The organism is Arsenicicoccus cauae (assembly GCF_043162025.1).
Lineage (GTDB): Bacteria > Actinomycetota > Actinomycetes > Actinomycetales > Dermatophilaceae > Arsenicicoccus > Arsenicicoccus cauae.
Genome location: NZ_CP171001.1, coordinates 3,272,697 through 3,289,107, shown reverse-complemented (window position 1 = coordinate 3,289,107; position 16,411 = coordinate 3,272,697). Strand labels below are relative to the sequence as shown.

Genomic DNA, 16,411 nt, shown 5'->3' with positions numbered 1-16,411 from the left:
CGCCTGCGGGCACGTCGCCGGGGAGCTAGTCTCGGGGAGGTGCACGCTGTCGTGCAAGACGTCGAGATCGATGAGGTACACACAGGCCATGTCTGCATCCTTCGACCAGACCCGCGCAGAGCTGCTGACCGCAGCCGCGGAGGTGGCAGGCCGCTCCCGGGACGGCACAACCGCCCAGCTCCTGCACCGCTACTACCGGCACACCGCCGACGAGGACCTGCGGGCACGCGCGCCCGAGGACCTGCTCGGCGCGGCGCTGTCGCACCGGGAGCTGGCCAGACGCCGAGCGCCCGGACGAGCGTCGGTGCGGGTCTTCACCCCCACCGTCGCGGAGAACAAGTGGTCCTGCGGGCACACGGTCGTGCAGACCGTCACCGACGACATGCCCTTCCTCGTCGACTCCGTCACCGCCGCGATCATGGCGGACGGGCGCACGATCCACCACGTGGTCCACCCCCAGCTCGTCGTGCGCCGAGACGCCGTGGGCGAGCTGGTCGAGGTCCTCGACGTCGACCCGGAGGACGCCCCCACGGGGGAGTTCGGGGTCCACGTCGAGTCGTGGATGCACGTCGAGATCGATCGTGAGTCCGATGCCCCCGACCTGCGCGAGGTCCAGGAACGCCTGGAGCAGGTGCTGGGTGACGTGCGGGAGGCGGTCGAGGACTGGTCCAAGATGCGTGACCGGGCTCGGCAGACCGCCGACGCGCTGCGCGAGGACCCACCCGGCCCGGTCTCCGAGGCCGAGGTCGACCAGGCGGTGCGGCTGCTCGACTGGCTGGCCGCGGACAACTTCACCTTCGTGGGCTGCCGCGACTATGCCCTCCACGAGGACGGGGACGACCTCTCGCTGCACGCGGTGCCCGGCACCGGGCTCGGCATCCTGCGCTACGACGAGCGGCAGGCGTCGGTCCCGCACCTCGTCGGTGCCGTGCGCGACAAGGCCCGCGAGCCGCACCTGCTGATCCTCACCAAGGCCAACTCGCGCTCCACCGTGCACCGGGCCGGCTACCTCGACTACATCGGGGTCAAGACCTTCGACGCCGACGGCGTCGTGACGGGGGAGCGCCGCTTCCTCGGCCTGTTCACCTCCGGGGCCTACACCGAGTCCGTGCTGCGGGTGCCCATCGCGAGCGACAAGGTGCGGGAGGCGCTGCGCCTGTCCGGCTACTCCCCGGAGAGTCACGACGGCCGCGACCTCGTGAGCGTGCTGCAGACCTTCCCCCGCGACGAGATCTTTCAGTCCGAGCCGGGCGAGCTCGCCGAGACGGCGAAGTCCATCATCCACGCCAAGGTGCGCCGCCAGCTGCGCGTCTTCCTGCGGCAGGACGTCTACGGCCGCTTCACCTCCTGTCTGGTCTACCTCCCGCGCGACCGCTACAACACGACGGCGCGGCTGCGGATCGAGGCCCTGCTGCGCGACACCTTCGGCAGCGACCAGATCGACTACACCACCCGCGTCAACGAGTCCACGCTGGCCCGACTGCACTTCGTCGTGCGGGTGCCGCGAGGCGTGTCCCTCCCGGACATCGACCGCGAAGCCTTGGAGCGCAAGATGATGGAGATCACCCGTGCCTGGGGCGACGACCTCGCCGAGGCCGTCACGCAAGAGCACGGCGAGGAGGACGCCGCCCGGATCCTCAAGTCCTACGGCCGGGCCTTCTCGGAGTCTTACAAGGAGGACTTCTCGGCGCGCGTCGCGGTCGTGGACCTCGAGCACCTCGACGCGGTGCCCGCCGACGGGCTGGGGCTCAACCTCTACCACTCCCTCGGTGCCCCCGGCGACGAGCGGCGGATGAAGGTCTACACCGAGCACGAGCTGTCGCTGTCGCGGCTGCTGCCGATCTTCACGCACCTGGGGGTCGAGGTCACCGACGAGCGGCCCTACACCGTCGACCGCGCGGGCCGCGCCCCCGCCTACCTCTACGACTTCGGGCTCAAGGCGGACTCCGCAGACGTCTGGGAGGACCACGGCGGCGACGTCCGTCGGGATGTCCAGCAGGCCTTTGCCCAGGCATGGTCCGGGGAGATCGAGTCCGACTCGCTCAACTCCCTGGTCCTGCGGGCGGGGCTCACGTCCCGACAGGTCGTCATCCTGCGCTCGATCGCCAAGTACCTCCGCCAGGCCGGCACGACCTTCACGGCGGGCTACATCGAGTCCGTGCTCACCGGCAACCCGATGATCAGCCGGATGCTCGTCGAGCTGTTCGAGGCGCGGTTCGGCGTCGGCACCTACGCCGACGACGAGCGGGGGATGCAGGAAAGGCACGCCGCCGAGCAGGCCGTCGTCGACCGGATCACCGATGCCCTGGAGGAGGTGGCGTCCCTGGACGCTGACCGGATCCTGCGGTCCTTCCTCGGCACCGTCCGGGCCGTCCTGCGCACGAACTTCTACCAGCACCAGGACGACGGCGCGCCCAAGCCCTACCTGTCGATGAAGCTCGACCCGCACGCCGTCCCCGGCCTCCCGGCCCCCAAGCCCAAGTTCGAGGTCTGGGTCTACAGCCCCCGCGTCGAGGGCGTGCACCTGCGGTTCGGCAATGTCGCCCGCGGCGGCCTGCGCTGGAGCGACCGGCGAGAGGACTTCCGCACGGAGATCCTCGGCCTGGTCAAGGCGCAGATGGTGAAGAATGCCGTCATCGTGCCCACCGGGTCCAAGGGCGGTTTCTTCGCCAAGCAGCTGCCGGACCCGGCCGTGGACCGGGACGCGTGGCTGGCGGAGGGCGTCGAGGCCTACCAGCTCTTCATCTCCGGGCTGCTCGACCTGACCGACAACCGCGTCGGTCAGGACATCGTGCCGCCGCACGACGTCGTGCGGCACGACCCCGACGACCCCTACCTGGTCGTCGCGGCCGACAAGGGCACGGCCAAGTTCAGCGACATCGCCAACGGCGTGGCGCAGTCCTACGGCTTCTGGCTCGACGACGCGTTCGCGTCCGGCGGCTCCGCGGGCTACGACCACAAGGGCATGGGCATCACCGCCCGCGGCGCGTGGGAGTCGGTCAAGCGTCACTTCCGTGAGCTCGGGCTGGACACCCAGACCGAGGACTTCACGGTGGTGGGCGTCGGCGACATGAGCGGCGACGTCTTCGGCAACGGCATGCTGCTGTCCGAGCACATCCGCCTGGTCGCGGCCTTCGACCACCGTCACATCTTCGTCGACCCCTCGCCGGTGGCCGACAGCTCGTATGCCGAGCGCCGGCGCCTGTTCGACCTGCCGCGATCCTCGTGGGCGGACTACGACGCCTCGCTGATCAGCGAGGGCGGGGGCGTCTTTGCCCGCTCCGCCAAGTCGGTGCCCGTCTCGCCGCAGATGGGCGAGGCGCTGGGGATCGCCGATGCGCCGGCGACGATGACGCCGGCCGAGCTGATGCGGGCGATCCTGCAGGCCCCGGTCGACCTCGTGTGGAACGGCGGCATCGGCACCTACATCAAGGCCTCGACCGAGGTCCACGCCCAGGTCGGCGACCGGGCCAACGACGCCATCCGCGTCGACGGCCGCGACCTGCGGTGCCGGGTCGTGGGCGAGGGCGGCAACCTCGGGGCGACCCAGCTCGGGCGCATCGAGGCGGCCAAGGCCGGGATCCACGTCAACACCGACGCCGTCGACAACTCGGCGGGCGTGGACACCTCGGACCACGAGGTCAACATCAAGATCCTGCTCACGGGGCTGATGAAGGACGGCGACCTCACCCTCAAGCAGCGCAACGAGCTGCTGGCCTCGATGACCGACGAGGTCGCCTACCAGGTGCTGCGCGACAACTACGAGCAGAACGTCCTGCTCGGCAACGCGCGCTACCAGGAGCACGAGATGCTCCCGACGCACCGCCGGCTCATCACCTGGCTCGAGGAGCGGGGCGAGCTCGACCGACCCCTGGAGTTCCTCCCCGGTGACGCCGAGCTGGACGAGCGCGCCGAGGCGGGCCACGGCCTGACCTCGCCGGAGGCCTCCGTGCTGATGGCCTACGCCAAGCTGGCGCTCAAGGCGGACCTGCAGGCGAGCGGCCTGCCGGACGAGCCCTTCTTCGCCCGAACCCTCGCGGAGTACTTCCCCGATCCGGTGCGCGAGCGCTACGCCGAGGAGCTGCAGCGCCACCCGCTGCGCCGCGAGATCATCGTCAACGCGGTGGTCAACTCCCTTGTCAACCGCGGTGGGATCACGTTCGCCTTCCGGGCGATGGAGGAGACGGCCGCCAGCCCCGAGCAGATCGCCAAGGCCTTCGTGGTGGCGCGCGAGGTCTTCGACCTGCGGGACTTCGTCCAGCAGGTCGAGGCGCTGGACAACCAGGTCCCCACGGACACCCAGACCTGGATGTACCTCGAGTTCCGTCGCCTGCTCGACCGCGCCACCCGGTGGTTCCTGCAGAACCGCCCGTCCAGCCTGGACGTGGAGGCCGAGATCGAGCGGTTCGCCGACACGGTGCGTCGGGTGCAGCCCCAGGTCGCGGACATGCTCAAGGGCGGCGAGCACGACCGGCTGCGCGAGCAGGCCGACGCGCTGGTCGAGCAGGGGGTCCCGGAGGAGCTGGCGGTGCGGGCCGCCGGGCTGCTCGACCTCTACTCCGTCCTGGACATCGTCGAGATCGCCCGCGAGACGGAGCGGCCCGGCGACGACGTGGCACGGCTCTACTTCCAGCTGTCGGAGCACTTCGGCGTGGACGCCCTGCTGACGCGGGTGTCGGCGCTGCCTCGCGAGGACCGCTGGGACGCCCTCGCCCGCGGCTCCATGCGCGACGACTTGTATGCCGCCCTCGGCGCCCTCACCATGGCGGTGCTGGGATCGGCCGGTGAGCTGCAGGATCCCGGCGAGCAGATCGGGCGCTGGGAGCAGCTCAACGCCGACCAGCTGGGCCGCGCCCAGACGGCGCTGACGGGGATCGCCCGGATCGAGCGTCCGGGGATCGCGCCGCTGTCGGTCGCCCTGCGGACGCTGCGCAGCGTGGTCCGCAGCGGAGCGGCGGCGGACTGACGTCGACCCCGCTCGCGGCGGGCCTCGGCATACGGCTCGGAAGGGTCGTGCGCCGGGGCCCACGCTCGTCACCTAGGGTGATGAGGTGGCGACCCTCACCGACATCCTGCGCGCCGAGACCGACCTGGTCGACGGGGACCTCAACTGGCTCCGCCTGCTGGTGGGCGACTGGCAGATCATCTCCGACCTGACCTTTGCCGACCTGGTGCTGTGGGTGCCGACGCGGTCGGGGGAGTGGCTGGTCGTGGCGCACGCCCGACCGACGACGGGTCGCATGGTCTTTGCCGAGGACATCGTGGGCACGCGGACGCCCCGCAGCCGCCGCCCGCTGCTCAACGAGTCCTATGCCTCGAGGCGCACCGTGCGCGACCAGGACCCGGGCTGGATCGACGACGACGGGATCCGGCAGGACGCCGTCCCGGTGGTGCGCGACGGTCGGGCGCTCGCGGTGATGAGCCGCTGCACCAACCCGGCCTACCTGCGCGTGCCGAGCCGCCTCGAGCTGACCTACATGTCCACCGGCGACGCCCTGTGCCGGATGATCGCCTCGGGCGCGTTCCCGAGCACCGAGGTGCCGACGGGGCAGCGACGCGGCGCCCCGCGCGTCGGCGACGGCATCGTGCGGCTGGACGTCGACGGTGTCATCACCTACGCCAGCCCCAACGCCATCTCGGGCCTGCACCGCATCGGGCACGTGGGGGCCGTGCTCGGGGTGACCCTCGCCGAGATCACCACCGGCGTGTTGCGCGACCACGCCCCGGTCGACGAGACGCTCGCCCTGGTCGTGACCGGGCGAGCGCCCTGGAGCACCGAGGTCGAGACCCGCGCCGGTCACGTGACGATGCGCGCCATCCCCCTGGTCGAGCGGGAGCAGCGGGTGGGGGCGGTCATCATCATGCGCGACGTCAGCGAGCTGCGCCGTCGCGAGCGTGAGCTCATGACCAAGGACGCGACGATCCGCGAGATCCACCACCGGGTCAAGAACAACCTGCAGACTGTGGCCGCGGTGCTGCGCCTGCAGGCCCGTCGTATGCCGTCCGAGGACGCTCGCGTCGCGCTGCAGGAGGCCGTGCGGCGTGTGGGCACGATCGCGCTCGTGCACCAGACCCTCAGCCAGGCGTTGGACGAGACGGTGGACTTCGACGACATCGTCAAGCGCTCCAACAGCGCGGTCGTCGAGGTGGCTCGCACCGAGGAGCCGGTGCGCTCGCGGCTGGTCGGGTCCTTCGGCAGGCTGCGGGCCGAGGACGCCACCTCGCTGTCGATGGTCATGGCCGAGCTCGTCTCCAACGCCGTCGAGCACGGGCTGGCGTCGAACGGCGGGGAGCTCGTGATCGAGGCTCGCCGCGGCCCGGACCCCCAGGACCCCACGGGCGAGGCGGGGGAGCTGCTGACGGTGACCGTGTCCGACGACGGGGTCGGGCTGCCGGAAGGATTCACGCCGCATGGTGACAGCCTGGGTACGCAGATCGTGTCGAGCCTGGTGCAGGACCTGCGGGGCCACATCCGATGGGAACGTCGCGAGCCCCGCGGCACCGTCGTGACGTTCACCGCCAAGCTGCGCGCCGTGGGCGCGACCGGTGACGACGACGATTGAGCGCCGGGCGCTCCTGAGGCACGCCGACGGCGTCGCCACCCTCGAGGTGGCGACGCCGTCGCTCGTGTCGTCGTGCCTGCGGAGTCAGCTCGCGCGGCGGGCCCGGGCGTTGCGGCGCTTGAGAGCGCGTCGCTCGTCCTCGGACATGCCGCCCCACACGCCGGCATCCTGACCGGACTCGATGGCCCACTTGAGGCAGGTGTCCATGACCGGGCAGCGCCGGCACACGGCCTTGGCCTCCTCGATCTGCATGATTGCCGGGCCCGTGTTGCCGATCGGGAAGAAGAGCTCAGGGTCCTCCTCAAGGCAGGCCGCGCTGTCGCGCCAGTCCATCTTGATCATGCTCCTTGCATAGACGATGCGGCCTGGGTGCGTGAGGGCATCCAGGGTTCCGTACCCTTGTTGGGGTGTGGGAGATGTTGGGTCCAACGTCGGACGTGCCCAGCGTGTTCCGAGGACCGCTCCGGTCCACCATCACATCCGCCGCTTCCGCGGCACAAGGGGTGGGCGTCAGGAGCCGTTGCCTACGCTTGTGGGTACCGTTTGATCGAGCAAAGCTCGTCGCACGCCAAGTCACCATCCTAGTAAGAAGCGTCCCGCTTGACTAGAGGCTGGGCACGACCAGGGCCGAACGTGCGATGGGATCCGACAGGTGGTCACGACAAATGAGGATCTATCACCTTGAGTAGCAACAAGCGCGCCCGCGGATCGTCGACCCCTGCCCGGGGCGCGCTCTGGCCCGTGGCGGTCCTGGTGGCGCAGACCGTCGTGGCCGTGGCGGCGGCGGGCTACTGGTTGGTGCAGATCGTCTCGGGTCGCACCGACGAGGTGGCGCGGAGCGTGGTGGAGCTTGTGCTCTTCCTGCTCGCGGCGGCGGGCTTCGTCGCGCTGGCCCGGGGGCTGCATCGCGGCGCCCAGTGGCCGCGCACCCCGACGGTGCTGTGGCACGTTCTGCTGGTCCCCGTGGGCGTGAGCCTGTGGCAGAGCGGCGAGCTGGTGCCAGCGGCCCTCGTCCTGCTTGGCGTGACGGTTGCTATCGCCGGCGTCGTGCTCTCTCGCCCTGACGGCCCCGGCGGCGATGTCTGACCAGTCGGCGGCATCTGACCAGTCGGCGGGGGCGGGAGTGCGCTCAGGCCGCGCCGGCGACGGCCCAGCCCAGAGTCGCCGCGAGCACGCCACCGAGGACGTTGCCGCCGAGGTAGGTAGCCAGCAGCGTCCAATGGCGGCGGTGCACCAGCTCGGCGCACCCGACGGCCAGCGGTGACCAGCTGCCGAGGCTCCCGGCGAAGCCCATCCCGACGAGGGCATAGAGGGGCTGGGCGAGGCCTCCGGTGACGAACCAGTGCAGCATCATGCCGATCAGCAGTGAGGCCGTGACGTTGACGGCGGTCGTCGCGACGGCCCCCCGAGGGAGGTCCTCGCGGGAGGGCGCCCGCAGCGCCACGGCATACCGGACCATCGAGCCGAGCCCGGCGCCGACCGCGAGGCAGAGGGTGTCGACCAGCCTCATCGACGCCACCGGGTCCGGGCCGTGCGGACGGGGGAGGTGTGCTCGCGCGGGTCGCGGGACTGGACGGGGGTGACTCCGGTCGAGGCCTGGCGGCGGACGGCCGACCGTTGACCGTCCTGACCGCCGGGACCGCGTGGGCGGTCGGGACGGTCGGGGCGCTCGATGAGCCTCATCGCGAGGTGCAGCCCGCCGACGGCCGCGGCGACGCCGACCAGGACGGTGGCGAGCAGGTAGACCACGGCGGTGGCGAGCCGCCCCGGGGCCAGCAGGACGACCTGCCCGGTGAACAGGCCGAAGGTGGTGAAGGAGGCGAGCGCCCCGGTGAGGAAGGCCAAGGACCACAGGGGGCCGCGGCGCAGGAGGTAGGGCGTGAGGAAGCCCGCCAGCCCGCAGCCGATCGCCTGGGTCAGCAGGAGCGAGGTGGGGAAGTGTCCCGCGTCATAGGGTACGAGCTCGCTGATGCCGGCGCGCAGCAGAGCCCCGCCGATCCCTCCCACGGCGACCACGGCGAAGCGCGTGGTGGGACTGAGGGGCGAGGTCACCCGACGATTGTGCCCCGATCCGCTGGTGCGCGGGGGAGGGCGACCTGCACGACGAGGGTGCGGCCACGGTCGACGAGGACGCCGCGGCCCGGTGGGGGTGCGTGCAGCCGGGGGAGCGCGACCCCGAGCAGGTCGCCCTCCGAGGCGTGCCGCGGCTGCAGGACCAGGCCGGTGGCGGCGCGGCGCAGCTCGGTCGCGAGCCCTCGATAGGTCGCCGCCAGGTGCTGGGTCGTGCCGGAAGCCACGAGGACGGGACCCCCGGGATGCGTGACGGCGTGCCGGGCCAGCGCGACGAGGACCTGCTCGACGGGGCTGTCCAGCAGGTGTTCGAGGTCGTCGACCAGGACCACGGCGTCGGGGTGCTCGTCGAGGTGCCAGCGCAGGGCCTCGTCATCGGTCGGGCCGAGCACCGGCACGACGGGCCCCGGCGCCGCGATCCTCGTCCTGCTGCGCGCGTCGGCCCACGCGGCCGCGGGCGAAGGGCCTGCCGCGACCACGACCACCCGGTCGGCCGGGCGCCCGCACGCCTGCGCGAGGGCGACCAGGGCGGTGCTGCGTCCGCTGCCAGGCGGCCCGCACACCGTCACCACGGGGCGGGCCGCGAGGTCCAGCGACACCGGGCCGGCCTGATCGCCGCCGACGCCGAAGGCGCGCGGGTCCGCGTGCCGGACCGCGTCGCTGGTGACGGACGACGGGAGGGGGCGCAGGGTCAGCGGCGGTCGCCGTCGTGCCGATGGTGCGTCGTCGGCGACACGGAGGACGTCCTCGGGCTCGACGAGGACCAGCTGGATCTCGGCGTGGTCCGAGGCCCGCAGTGCACGTCCGGCCGGTTGGTGCTCCGGGCGGGCCGACGCGGGGACGCCGCACAGGGCCAGGTCCGTCGCGTCGGCCAGGCGCAGCAGCAGGCGCTCGCCGAGGTGCGTCGCGATGGACGACGTGAGCAGGGAGCGGTCCCCGGCGAGGGCCATGACGAGGCCGGCGCCAGGGCCGTCGCGCAGGAGCCCGGTGAGCGCGTCCTGCAGGGCCGCGGCCGTCACGGGGTCGGCGCCCGCGACGACCGCGTCCCACCGGTCGACGAGCACGAGGACTGTCGGACCCGTCGTCCCTGTCGGCCGCGCATGAGCCGTCCCCGCGGCGAGGAGCTCGAGGAGGCGCAGGACACGTGCGGGGTCGGCGCGGGTGACCCGGGTGCCGCAGTGCGGCAGGGTCTCCAGGTCGCCGAGCCCGCCGTCGCCGTCGACGACGTGCAGGTGCAGAGAGTCGGGGTCGTGCCGGGCCGCAGCGGCGGCCGCAAGGGCACGCAGCGCGCTCGTGCGACCGGTCCGATGGGTGCCCACCACAGCGAGGTGCCGTCCCGCGGCGAGGTCGTGGCGCAGGGGCAGCCGGACCTGCGCATCCGGCAGGTCGACCAGGCCGAGGAGCAGCTCGGTGCTCATCGGCTCGGTGCCTGCCAGATCGGGGTCTGCCAGCTCCGCGGGCCGCAGGAGGTCCGGCAGGGGCGGGAGCCAGGGGCTGGCGGGTAGGGGGCGACCGGCAGCCGCCTCCCGCGTGGCGCGGACGAGAGACGCGAGCTGGGTGTCCGGCCCCGTCCGCGCCGACGACACGCGTCGACCGTCGGCGAGCTCCACCGTCACCTCGCCGGGGGTGACCTGCGCCGGCGCGCCGGCCCAGGCGGTCTGGAAGGAGTGAAGGTTGCCCTCGCCGGTCCGCCACAGCGCGCGACCGGGGAGCCGGTCGCTGATCCGGGCCGCGTCGGGTGCCTCGATGACGTCCTCGGAGTCGGCGCGGTCCCGCATGCGCAGCGCGACACGGGCGTTGACGTTGGCGCGGATGTCGGGCGTGACGACCCCGGCGGGCCGCTGCGTCGCCAGCACCAGGTGCACGCCGAGGGAACGACCGATCGTGGCCACCGTGAGCAGCCCCGGCACGAAGTCGGGGAGCTCCTGCGCCAGGACGCGGAACTCGTCCACGACGATCACCAGCCGCGGCACCAGCGGGTCACCGGGGCGCCGCAGCCTGCCGTAGGCGTCCAGGTCGGGGGCGCCCACCGTGCGCAGGGCTCGCTCGCGCCGCGTCAGCTCTGCTCGCAGCGACCTCAGGACCCGCCGTGCGAGGTGGGGATCGAGGTCGGTGACGACTCCCGCGGAGTGCGGCAGGGAGGCGCATTCCGCGAACGCCGCCCCGCCCTTGTAGTCCACGAGGACGAAGGTCAGCTCATCCGGCGGCAGCGCCAGCGCCAGCCCGGCGACCAGGGTCTGCAGCAGCTCGGACTTGCCGGCGCCCGTCGTGCCTCCCACCAGCACGTGCGGTCCGTCGGCGACCAGGTCCACGGTGACGGGACCGGCCGCTGAGAGCCCGAGGGGCGCCGACGGACCGCGCGTCGGTCGTGCCCACCCGGCGGCCACGTCGGCGGGGCTGTCCAGGTGGACCGGACTCACGTCGGCGAGGGTGACCAGGTCGGGGGTCACGCCCACCCCCTGCCCGGCAGGGGCACGCAGCGGTGCGAGCGCGCATGCCACCTGCTCCGCGACGTCAGGTCCCACGGCGTCGGGGACGACGTCGGTGACCAGCTCGCCCTCCGGCATACCGGCCGTGGCTCGCCCCCCGGGGGCGATGCGCAGCCAGGCACCGGCGGACACCGGCACCCGGTCGGGCTCCTCGGCGACGGTCACGACCAGGACGGTTCCCTGGTCCCCGTGCGACAGCAGACCGCCGAGCTGCTCGGTCGCCCCGAGCGCGTCCAGCCCCGCCACCACCGCCAGCCGCCAGGGTGGGTGCGCTCCGTCGGTCCTCGCCCGGCTCTCGGCCGGGCCGCCGCCGTCCGCACGGAGGTCATCGATCACCTGGGCCGCGGCACCGCTCCCCGCCACGGGCAGCGGCGAGGCAGCCGGCCGGGACCGGTGGGGCAGCCACCGCGTCCACTCCCAGGCACGGGCCTGCCGAGCCGAGCCCACGATGACGTCGACGGTGAGCTCGCCCGGGGGGCACTCGACGGCGAGAGCAGCGACGACCGCCCGTGCGACCTCCGTCGCGCCGGGACCGGCGAGTCCGAGGAGTCGCGCCTCGGCCAGATCCACGTCGACCGGCACGTCGTCGAGGAGCGGCCGGTGCACGACACCGTCCGGGTCACGGACGCCGGCACGAGCAGCGAGTCGGGCCCGGCCGAGCCGCACCGTGAGGGGCCGCGTCCGGTCCGGGACGCGCGACCACAGCCCAGGCTCCTCCAGCCGGGCGACCTGCAGCACGGTCGCCGGGTCCCGGGAGGCCCGTTCCCGACGGGCGCGTTCGTCTGCCAGGGCCTCCGCGAGGCGCCGGTCGACGTCGGCCACCGCGGCCAGGTGGGACGCGTGGACCTCCCTCGCACGACGCCCCCGGGCCGAGCGGTCGGACAGGTGGCTGGCGAGCACCATCACCGGTCCCAGGAGGCCGAACAGCAGCAGGTAGGGCGAGTGCATCACCCAGGCCAGCACGGCCGAGGCCAGGAGTGGCAGCAGCAGGGTGAGCCACGGGAAGGCTCTGGGGTCGGGTGGGGTCGGCTCGCGCGGTCGGTCGAGCAGGACGTCCTCGGCACGGGGGGCTCCGACCGGGTGCGGGTGGACCACGAGGTGCCCCTCGCCGTCGGGGTCGACCCGTTGCCGGCGCCCGCTGCGGCGGACGGCCACGACGGTGCCTCCCAGCCGGACCCGGGTGCCGACGGCCAGGCGGGCCGGTCCCTCGACGGGGTGGCCGTCGGCACGGGTCCCGTTGGTCGAGCCGGTGTCGGCGAGCACCACTCCGTCGTCGTCCACCATCAGGAGGCCATGGTGGCGCGACAGCTCGGGATCTCGTATGACGATGTCGCACCCCGGATCACGACCGACGACATGTCGACCGGGGCGCAGCGGCAGCACGCGCCCCGCGTCCGGTCCACCGATGGTCGCGAGGTGCAGGGCCGACGCCGGGCCGTCGGGCGGGACGGCGTCCCCAGCCTCGCCGCCGTCGTGGATGTGGGCGCCGCGGACGAGGGGTGGTCGGCCCAGCGTGGCGCCGTCCGGGATGACGGCGGGGCCGAGACGCCATACGGCCTGAGACGTCGTGCCCACGGTCTGCTCGACCAGGGGCCGCGCCACGGACCAGGGTGTGCCGGCCGGGGCCGTGACCGCCACCACCGACCGGCCACCGGCCGACTCCACCGTCAGCTCCACTCGCACGTCGACCTCCTCAGCTCGGGACCACTGTGCAGGCCGCCACCGACAGACCGCCCCCGTCATCCACAGGCCCGGCGGTTGAAGGGCACACGCTGCGTGACATCCACAGCCATTCAGATGGACACCCCGGGTGGCCGCCCGAATCTCCCTACATTCGAGGGACCCGGAGCAAGGAGTGATGGTGCAGATGAGCGCGGCCCTCGAGGCAGAGGTCAGAGAGGCGATCAGACGCGACGGCGTCGATCCCGTGGCAGACCGTGCCCGCGTCCGTGCCCTAGTGGACCGGGCCATCGACGACTACGAGGAGCGCGCGGTCGCGGCCGGTCTGCCGCCGCTGGAGGACGTCGACGTCACCGCCAAGCGCCTCGTCGACGAGGTGGCCGGCTTCGGTCCGCTTCAGCCCTACTTCGACGACCCCCTGGTCGAGGAGATCTGGATCAACGAACCGGGCAAGGTGTTCGTGGCCAGGGACGGCGTCAGCGAGCTGACGCCGACCATCCTCACCGCCGACGGCGTCCGCGACCTCGTCGAGCGCATGCTCAAGACCTCGGGTCGCCGCGTGGATCTCTCCTCGCCCTTCGTCGACGCCTCGCTGCCCGACGGGTCGCGCCTGCACGTCGTGATCCCCGACGTGTCGCGCGAGCACTGGCAGGTCAACGTCCGTCGGTTCGTCGCCAAGGCGACCCACCTGGACGATCTCGTCCGGCTCGGCACGCTGACCGACCACGCCGCCGAGTTCCTCTCCGCGGCGGTCGCCTCCGGGCTCAACGTGCTGGTGAGCGGGGGGACGCAAGCCGCAACGTAACAAGTACGTTGGCTGAGCCTACCCCACCGACTTCTCGACGGGTGTACGAGTCGGTTAGGTATTCCGGCAGAACCAACCTATACTTCAGCACGTCCTATCCCATAGCGTGCTGATTCGAGGTCTCCGCAAGGAGGCCATGCGCTAAGGAGCAGCCCCCTGCGGGGGGCGCGTTATCCCGTGGCACTGCAGGGCCGACTTACCAACGGCCCAGCAACCCCGGTCGGGCCAGGACGCTTCGTCACAAGACGGAGTGCAACATGTCACAAGTAAAGACCGACCCCGTGCTGGCCGCTCGTGCCCGGCTGGGGGTTGCAATGCGTAGCGCCCGTGGCGGCGGCTCCGGCGATCCGGCCCAGGTGGCTCAGGCTCGCCGCGACCTCGCTGCGGCCAAGCTGGAGCGCGCCATTCGGGAGACGCTGGCGGGGGAGCCCCCGTTGCTCCCGGCGGACCGGGAGCGCCTTGCCGCTCTCCTGTCGACTGGCGGCCGCAAGTGAGGCCCCCTGGCGGGCTGACTCCGGGTCAGCAGAGCCGCATGGAGCGCAAGCTGGCTAAGGCAGCCAAGCGCCGCCGCCCGCACCACGACAAGTACGGACACAAGGCACCCCGCCGGAACGGAGGTGCCGCATGACTACCGCGCAGACCATCTACACCGCGCCGCGCGCCGACGCCGGTCTATGGACTCCGGAGACCTTCACCTGGGACCAGGTCGTCGCTAAGGCGAAGAACCCCGCTGGGCGCAAGGAGTGCGGCGGCTTCATCGGGGGCACGCTGACCCTGGGCCACACTCCTGCATGCGACAGGCGTGGAAACAAGGACTGCCAGGCCTGCGGCTACGTCCGCGACCGTGAGCACGTCGAGTCCCGTTGGCTCGTAACGCTGGACGTGGACTACGCCGACGAGGGCTTCCCCGACCGGGTGGCCGGGCTCGGCTACTCGGCCATCCTTCACCCCACCTGGCGCCACACTCCCGCCGCCCCCCGCTACCGCGTGCTCCTCCCCCTGGATCGAGCCGTGCCGAGCGTGGAGTACGGGGACATCGTCGCCGGGCTGATGGACCGGCTGGGCGGTGCGCATCTGTTCGACCGGCGCAGCGCCTACCCCGAGCAGTTCATGTGGTGGCCAGCCACCCAGGATCGCGCCGCCTACATGGCGGGCCTCCGCGTCCTCGACGGGTCTCTCGCGCCGTCGAAGGCGCTGCGGGTGGACGGGGCCACCCTGGCGGATCTTCCTCCTGGAGAGGTCCGGACGGGACGCTACGTCTACGACGGCCCGGACCGTGACCCCGCCCTCGGCGTGCACCCCTACGCGGCTAAGGCAATCCAGCAGGAGCTGGCCCGCCTGGACTCGCTGAAGTACCCCTGGGAGCCGAACGCTCAGTGGGACAACACCACATTCGCAGTGGCCTGCAACCTACTGGAATTCGCCAACTCCGGGTGGGCTGGATACTCCCACGAGCAGGCCCTGGACGACCTCCTGGAGCATGCACCCGCAGACGGGACCTGGGGCGTGCGCGAGCACCGGGCCAAGTGGGAGAGTGCCGAGCGGAAAGTGGGGTACGGTGGCCGCCCAGCACCGCCGGAAACGTCCTCTCCGTCCCCCTCGGAGGACTTCGGCCCTGTGGTGGCTGACTCGGCCGGGGACACCCTGCAGACGCCGGGAGACGGACCGAGAGACCGGATTCGGGAGCTGTTCCCGCCGCTGGACCTGGACGCGCTACTCGGCCCGAACCGTCAGGAGCGGGACTGGGTGGTGGACGGGCTGGTGCCCGCTGGCGCGTCGGTGTCGCTCATCGCCCCGGCAGGCACCGGCAAGTCGTTGCTGCTGCTGTCCCTGTGCCTGGCGGTCGCCCGAGGGCAGGACGCGTGGGCCACGCTCCCCGTCCCCCGCCAGCGCCGCGTCCTCTACATCGACATGGAGAACACTGACGACGACGTGGCCGAGCGCATGGCCGACATGGGCGTGGAGTCGAGTGCCGGCCTGGGCCACTTGACCTACGTCCCCATGCCGAACATGGACACGCTAGACACCGCCGCCGGTGGCGAGCAGCTGCTCCAGGCGTGCGCCTGCTACGGGCTGCAGAAGGGCGACCTGGTGGTTCTGGACTCGGCCCAGCGGGTGGTGGCTGGTGCGGAGAACGACGCCGACACCTGGCGGGCCTTCTACCGGCACACGGCTATGCGGCTGAAGGCCCAGGGCATCACCGTGATTCGCACGGACAACACCGGAAAGGACACCAGCAAGTCCGCCCGCGGAAGCAGCAGCAAGCGCGACGACGTCGACATCGAGCTGCTGATGACCCGCGACAAGACCTCAGGCGACCTGACGCTGGCGCCGCAGAAGGTCCGCGTACGCGGCATCGAGCAGGTCACCGTGAAGCAGTCGTCGGCGGACGGTCGGCTGCAATTCGAAGCGGGCGGTCGCACGACGCGTCACGTGGAGACGGCACTGAGCATCCTCGAGCAGGCCGTGCCCGACGCCACGACGGGGGTCAACAAGTCCTGGGAGGCTATCAAGGAGTTCTGCTCCAAGGCTGACAAGCGACTCCCCACCCAGTCGGACGTGAGGCTTGCCGTGGCCGAGCGGAAGAAGCGCGCCGCCCAGGCCGCCGCCGACTTCGACGACCTCATCTAGCGCCCCGGTGGCCCTGGGTCAGGCTTCGCCCCCGTGCACTAATCACCCACTAAGTACCTCAAAATAGCCGGAAACTCCCTCGTCGCGGAATTACGAGGGAGTTTCCGGCTATTAGGGGTTGACTCCCTGGCGCTAAGGCTATCGCCCCGTTAGACGCAAGAAAGGCCCCCCCC

9 protein-coding genes are annotated in these 16,411 nt (G+C 72.0%); 5 read left to right on the top strand and 4 right to left on the bottom strand.

All coding sequences use genetic code 11. From position 1 onward, the window contains the following. Window positions 1-88: 88 nt before the first annotated feature. Both ACF3NS_RS15285 and ACF3NS_RS15280 read left to right on the top strand, forming a co-directional pair. Window positions 89-4,966 (top strand): NAD-glutamate dehydrogenase, encoded by a 4,878-nt coding sequence (locus ACF3NS_RS15285; RefSeq protein ID WP_392467131.1) that lies wholly within the window; start codon window positions 89-91, stop codon window positions 4,964-4,966. Window positions 4,967-5,051: 85 nt separating this feature from the next. Next, window positions 5,052-6,563 carry a sensor histidine kinase gene (locus ACF3NS_RS15280; RefSeq protein WP_392467129.1) on the top strand — a complete coding sequence of 504 codons (1,512 nt, stop codon included), beginning with the start codon at window positions 5,052-5,054 and terminating at the stop codon, window positions 6,561-6,563. An 84-nt stretch (window positions 6,564-6,647) separates the two neighbouring features. On the opposite strand, the gene ACF3NS_RS15275 is transcribed toward ACF3NS_RS15280, so the two are convergent. Then, window positions 6,648-6,896 carry a WhiB family transcriptional regulator gene (locus ACF3NS_RS15275; RefSeq protein ID WP_154594595.1) on the bottom strand — a complete coding sequence of 83 codons (249 nt, stop codon included), beginning with the start codon at window positions 6,894-6,896 and terminating at the stop codon, window positions 6,648-6,650. A gap of 348 nt (window positions 6,897-7,244) precedes the next feature. Between ACF3NS_RS15275 and ACF3NS_RS15270 the strand changes: the two genes are divergently transcribed. Beyond that, window positions 7,245-7,649 carry a hypothetical protein gene (locus ACF3NS_RS15270; protein ID WP_154594565.1) on the top strand — a complete coding sequence of 135 codons (405 nt, stop codon included), beginning with the start codon at window positions 7,245-7,247 and terminating at the stop codon, window positions 7,647-7,649. Window positions 7,650-7,692: 43 nt separating this feature from the next. Here ACF3NS_RS15270 and ACF3NS_RS15265 read toward each other — a convergent pair whose 3' ends face one another. Genes ACF3NS_RS15265 through ACF3NS_RS15255 form a run of 3 tightly spaced genes read right to left on the bottom strand, consistent with a single transcriptional unit; the run spans window position 7,693 to window position 12,805 of the window. Continuing rightward, window positions 7,693-8,073 (bottom strand): fluoride efflux transporter FluC, encoded by a 381-nt coding sequence (locus ACF3NS_RS15265; protein WP_392467127.1) that lies wholly within the window; start codon window positions 8,071-8,073, stop codon window positions 7,693-7,695. Then, window positions 8,070-8,615 carry a fluoride efflux transporter FluC gene (locus ACF3NS_RS15260; RefSeq protein WP_392467125.1) on the bottom strand — a complete coding sequence of 182 codons (546 nt, stop codon included), beginning with the start codon at window positions 8,613-8,615 and terminating at the stop codon, window positions 8,070-8,072. Before ACF3NS_RS15260 ends, ACF3NS_RS15265 begins: the two co-directional genes overlap by 4 nt. Then, window positions 8,612-12,805, bottom strand: coding sequence for an FtsK/SpoIIIE domain-containing protein (locus ACF3NS_RS15255; RefSeq protein ID WP_392467123.1), 4,194 nt, complete (start codon window positions 12,803-12,805; stop codon window positions 8,612-8,614). The genes ACF3NS_RS15260 and ACF3NS_RS15255 overlap by 4 nt, the downstream gene beginning before the upstream one ends. A 244-nt stretch (window positions 12,806-13,049) precedes the next feature. Between ACF3NS_RS15255 and ACF3NS_RS15250 the strand changes: the two genes are divergently transcribed. Together ACF3NS_RS15250 and ACF3NS_RS15245 are read left to right on the top strand one after the other, a co-directional pair. Then, window positions 13,050-13,607 (top strand): ATPase, T2SS/T4P/T4SS family, encoded by a 558-nt coding sequence (locus ACF3NS_RS15250; RefSeq protein WP_392467121.1) that lies wholly within the window; start codon window positions 13,050-13,052, stop codon window positions 13,605-13,607. 624 nt (window positions 13,608-14,231) lie between these two features. After that, complete coding sequence (locus ACF3NS_RS15245) at window positions 14,232-16,238, top strand: AAA family ATPase (RefSeq protein ID WP_392467119.1); 2,007 nt, start codon at window positions 14,232-14,234, stop codon at window positions 16,236-16,238. Window positions 16,239-16,411: the final 173 nt, after the last annotated feature.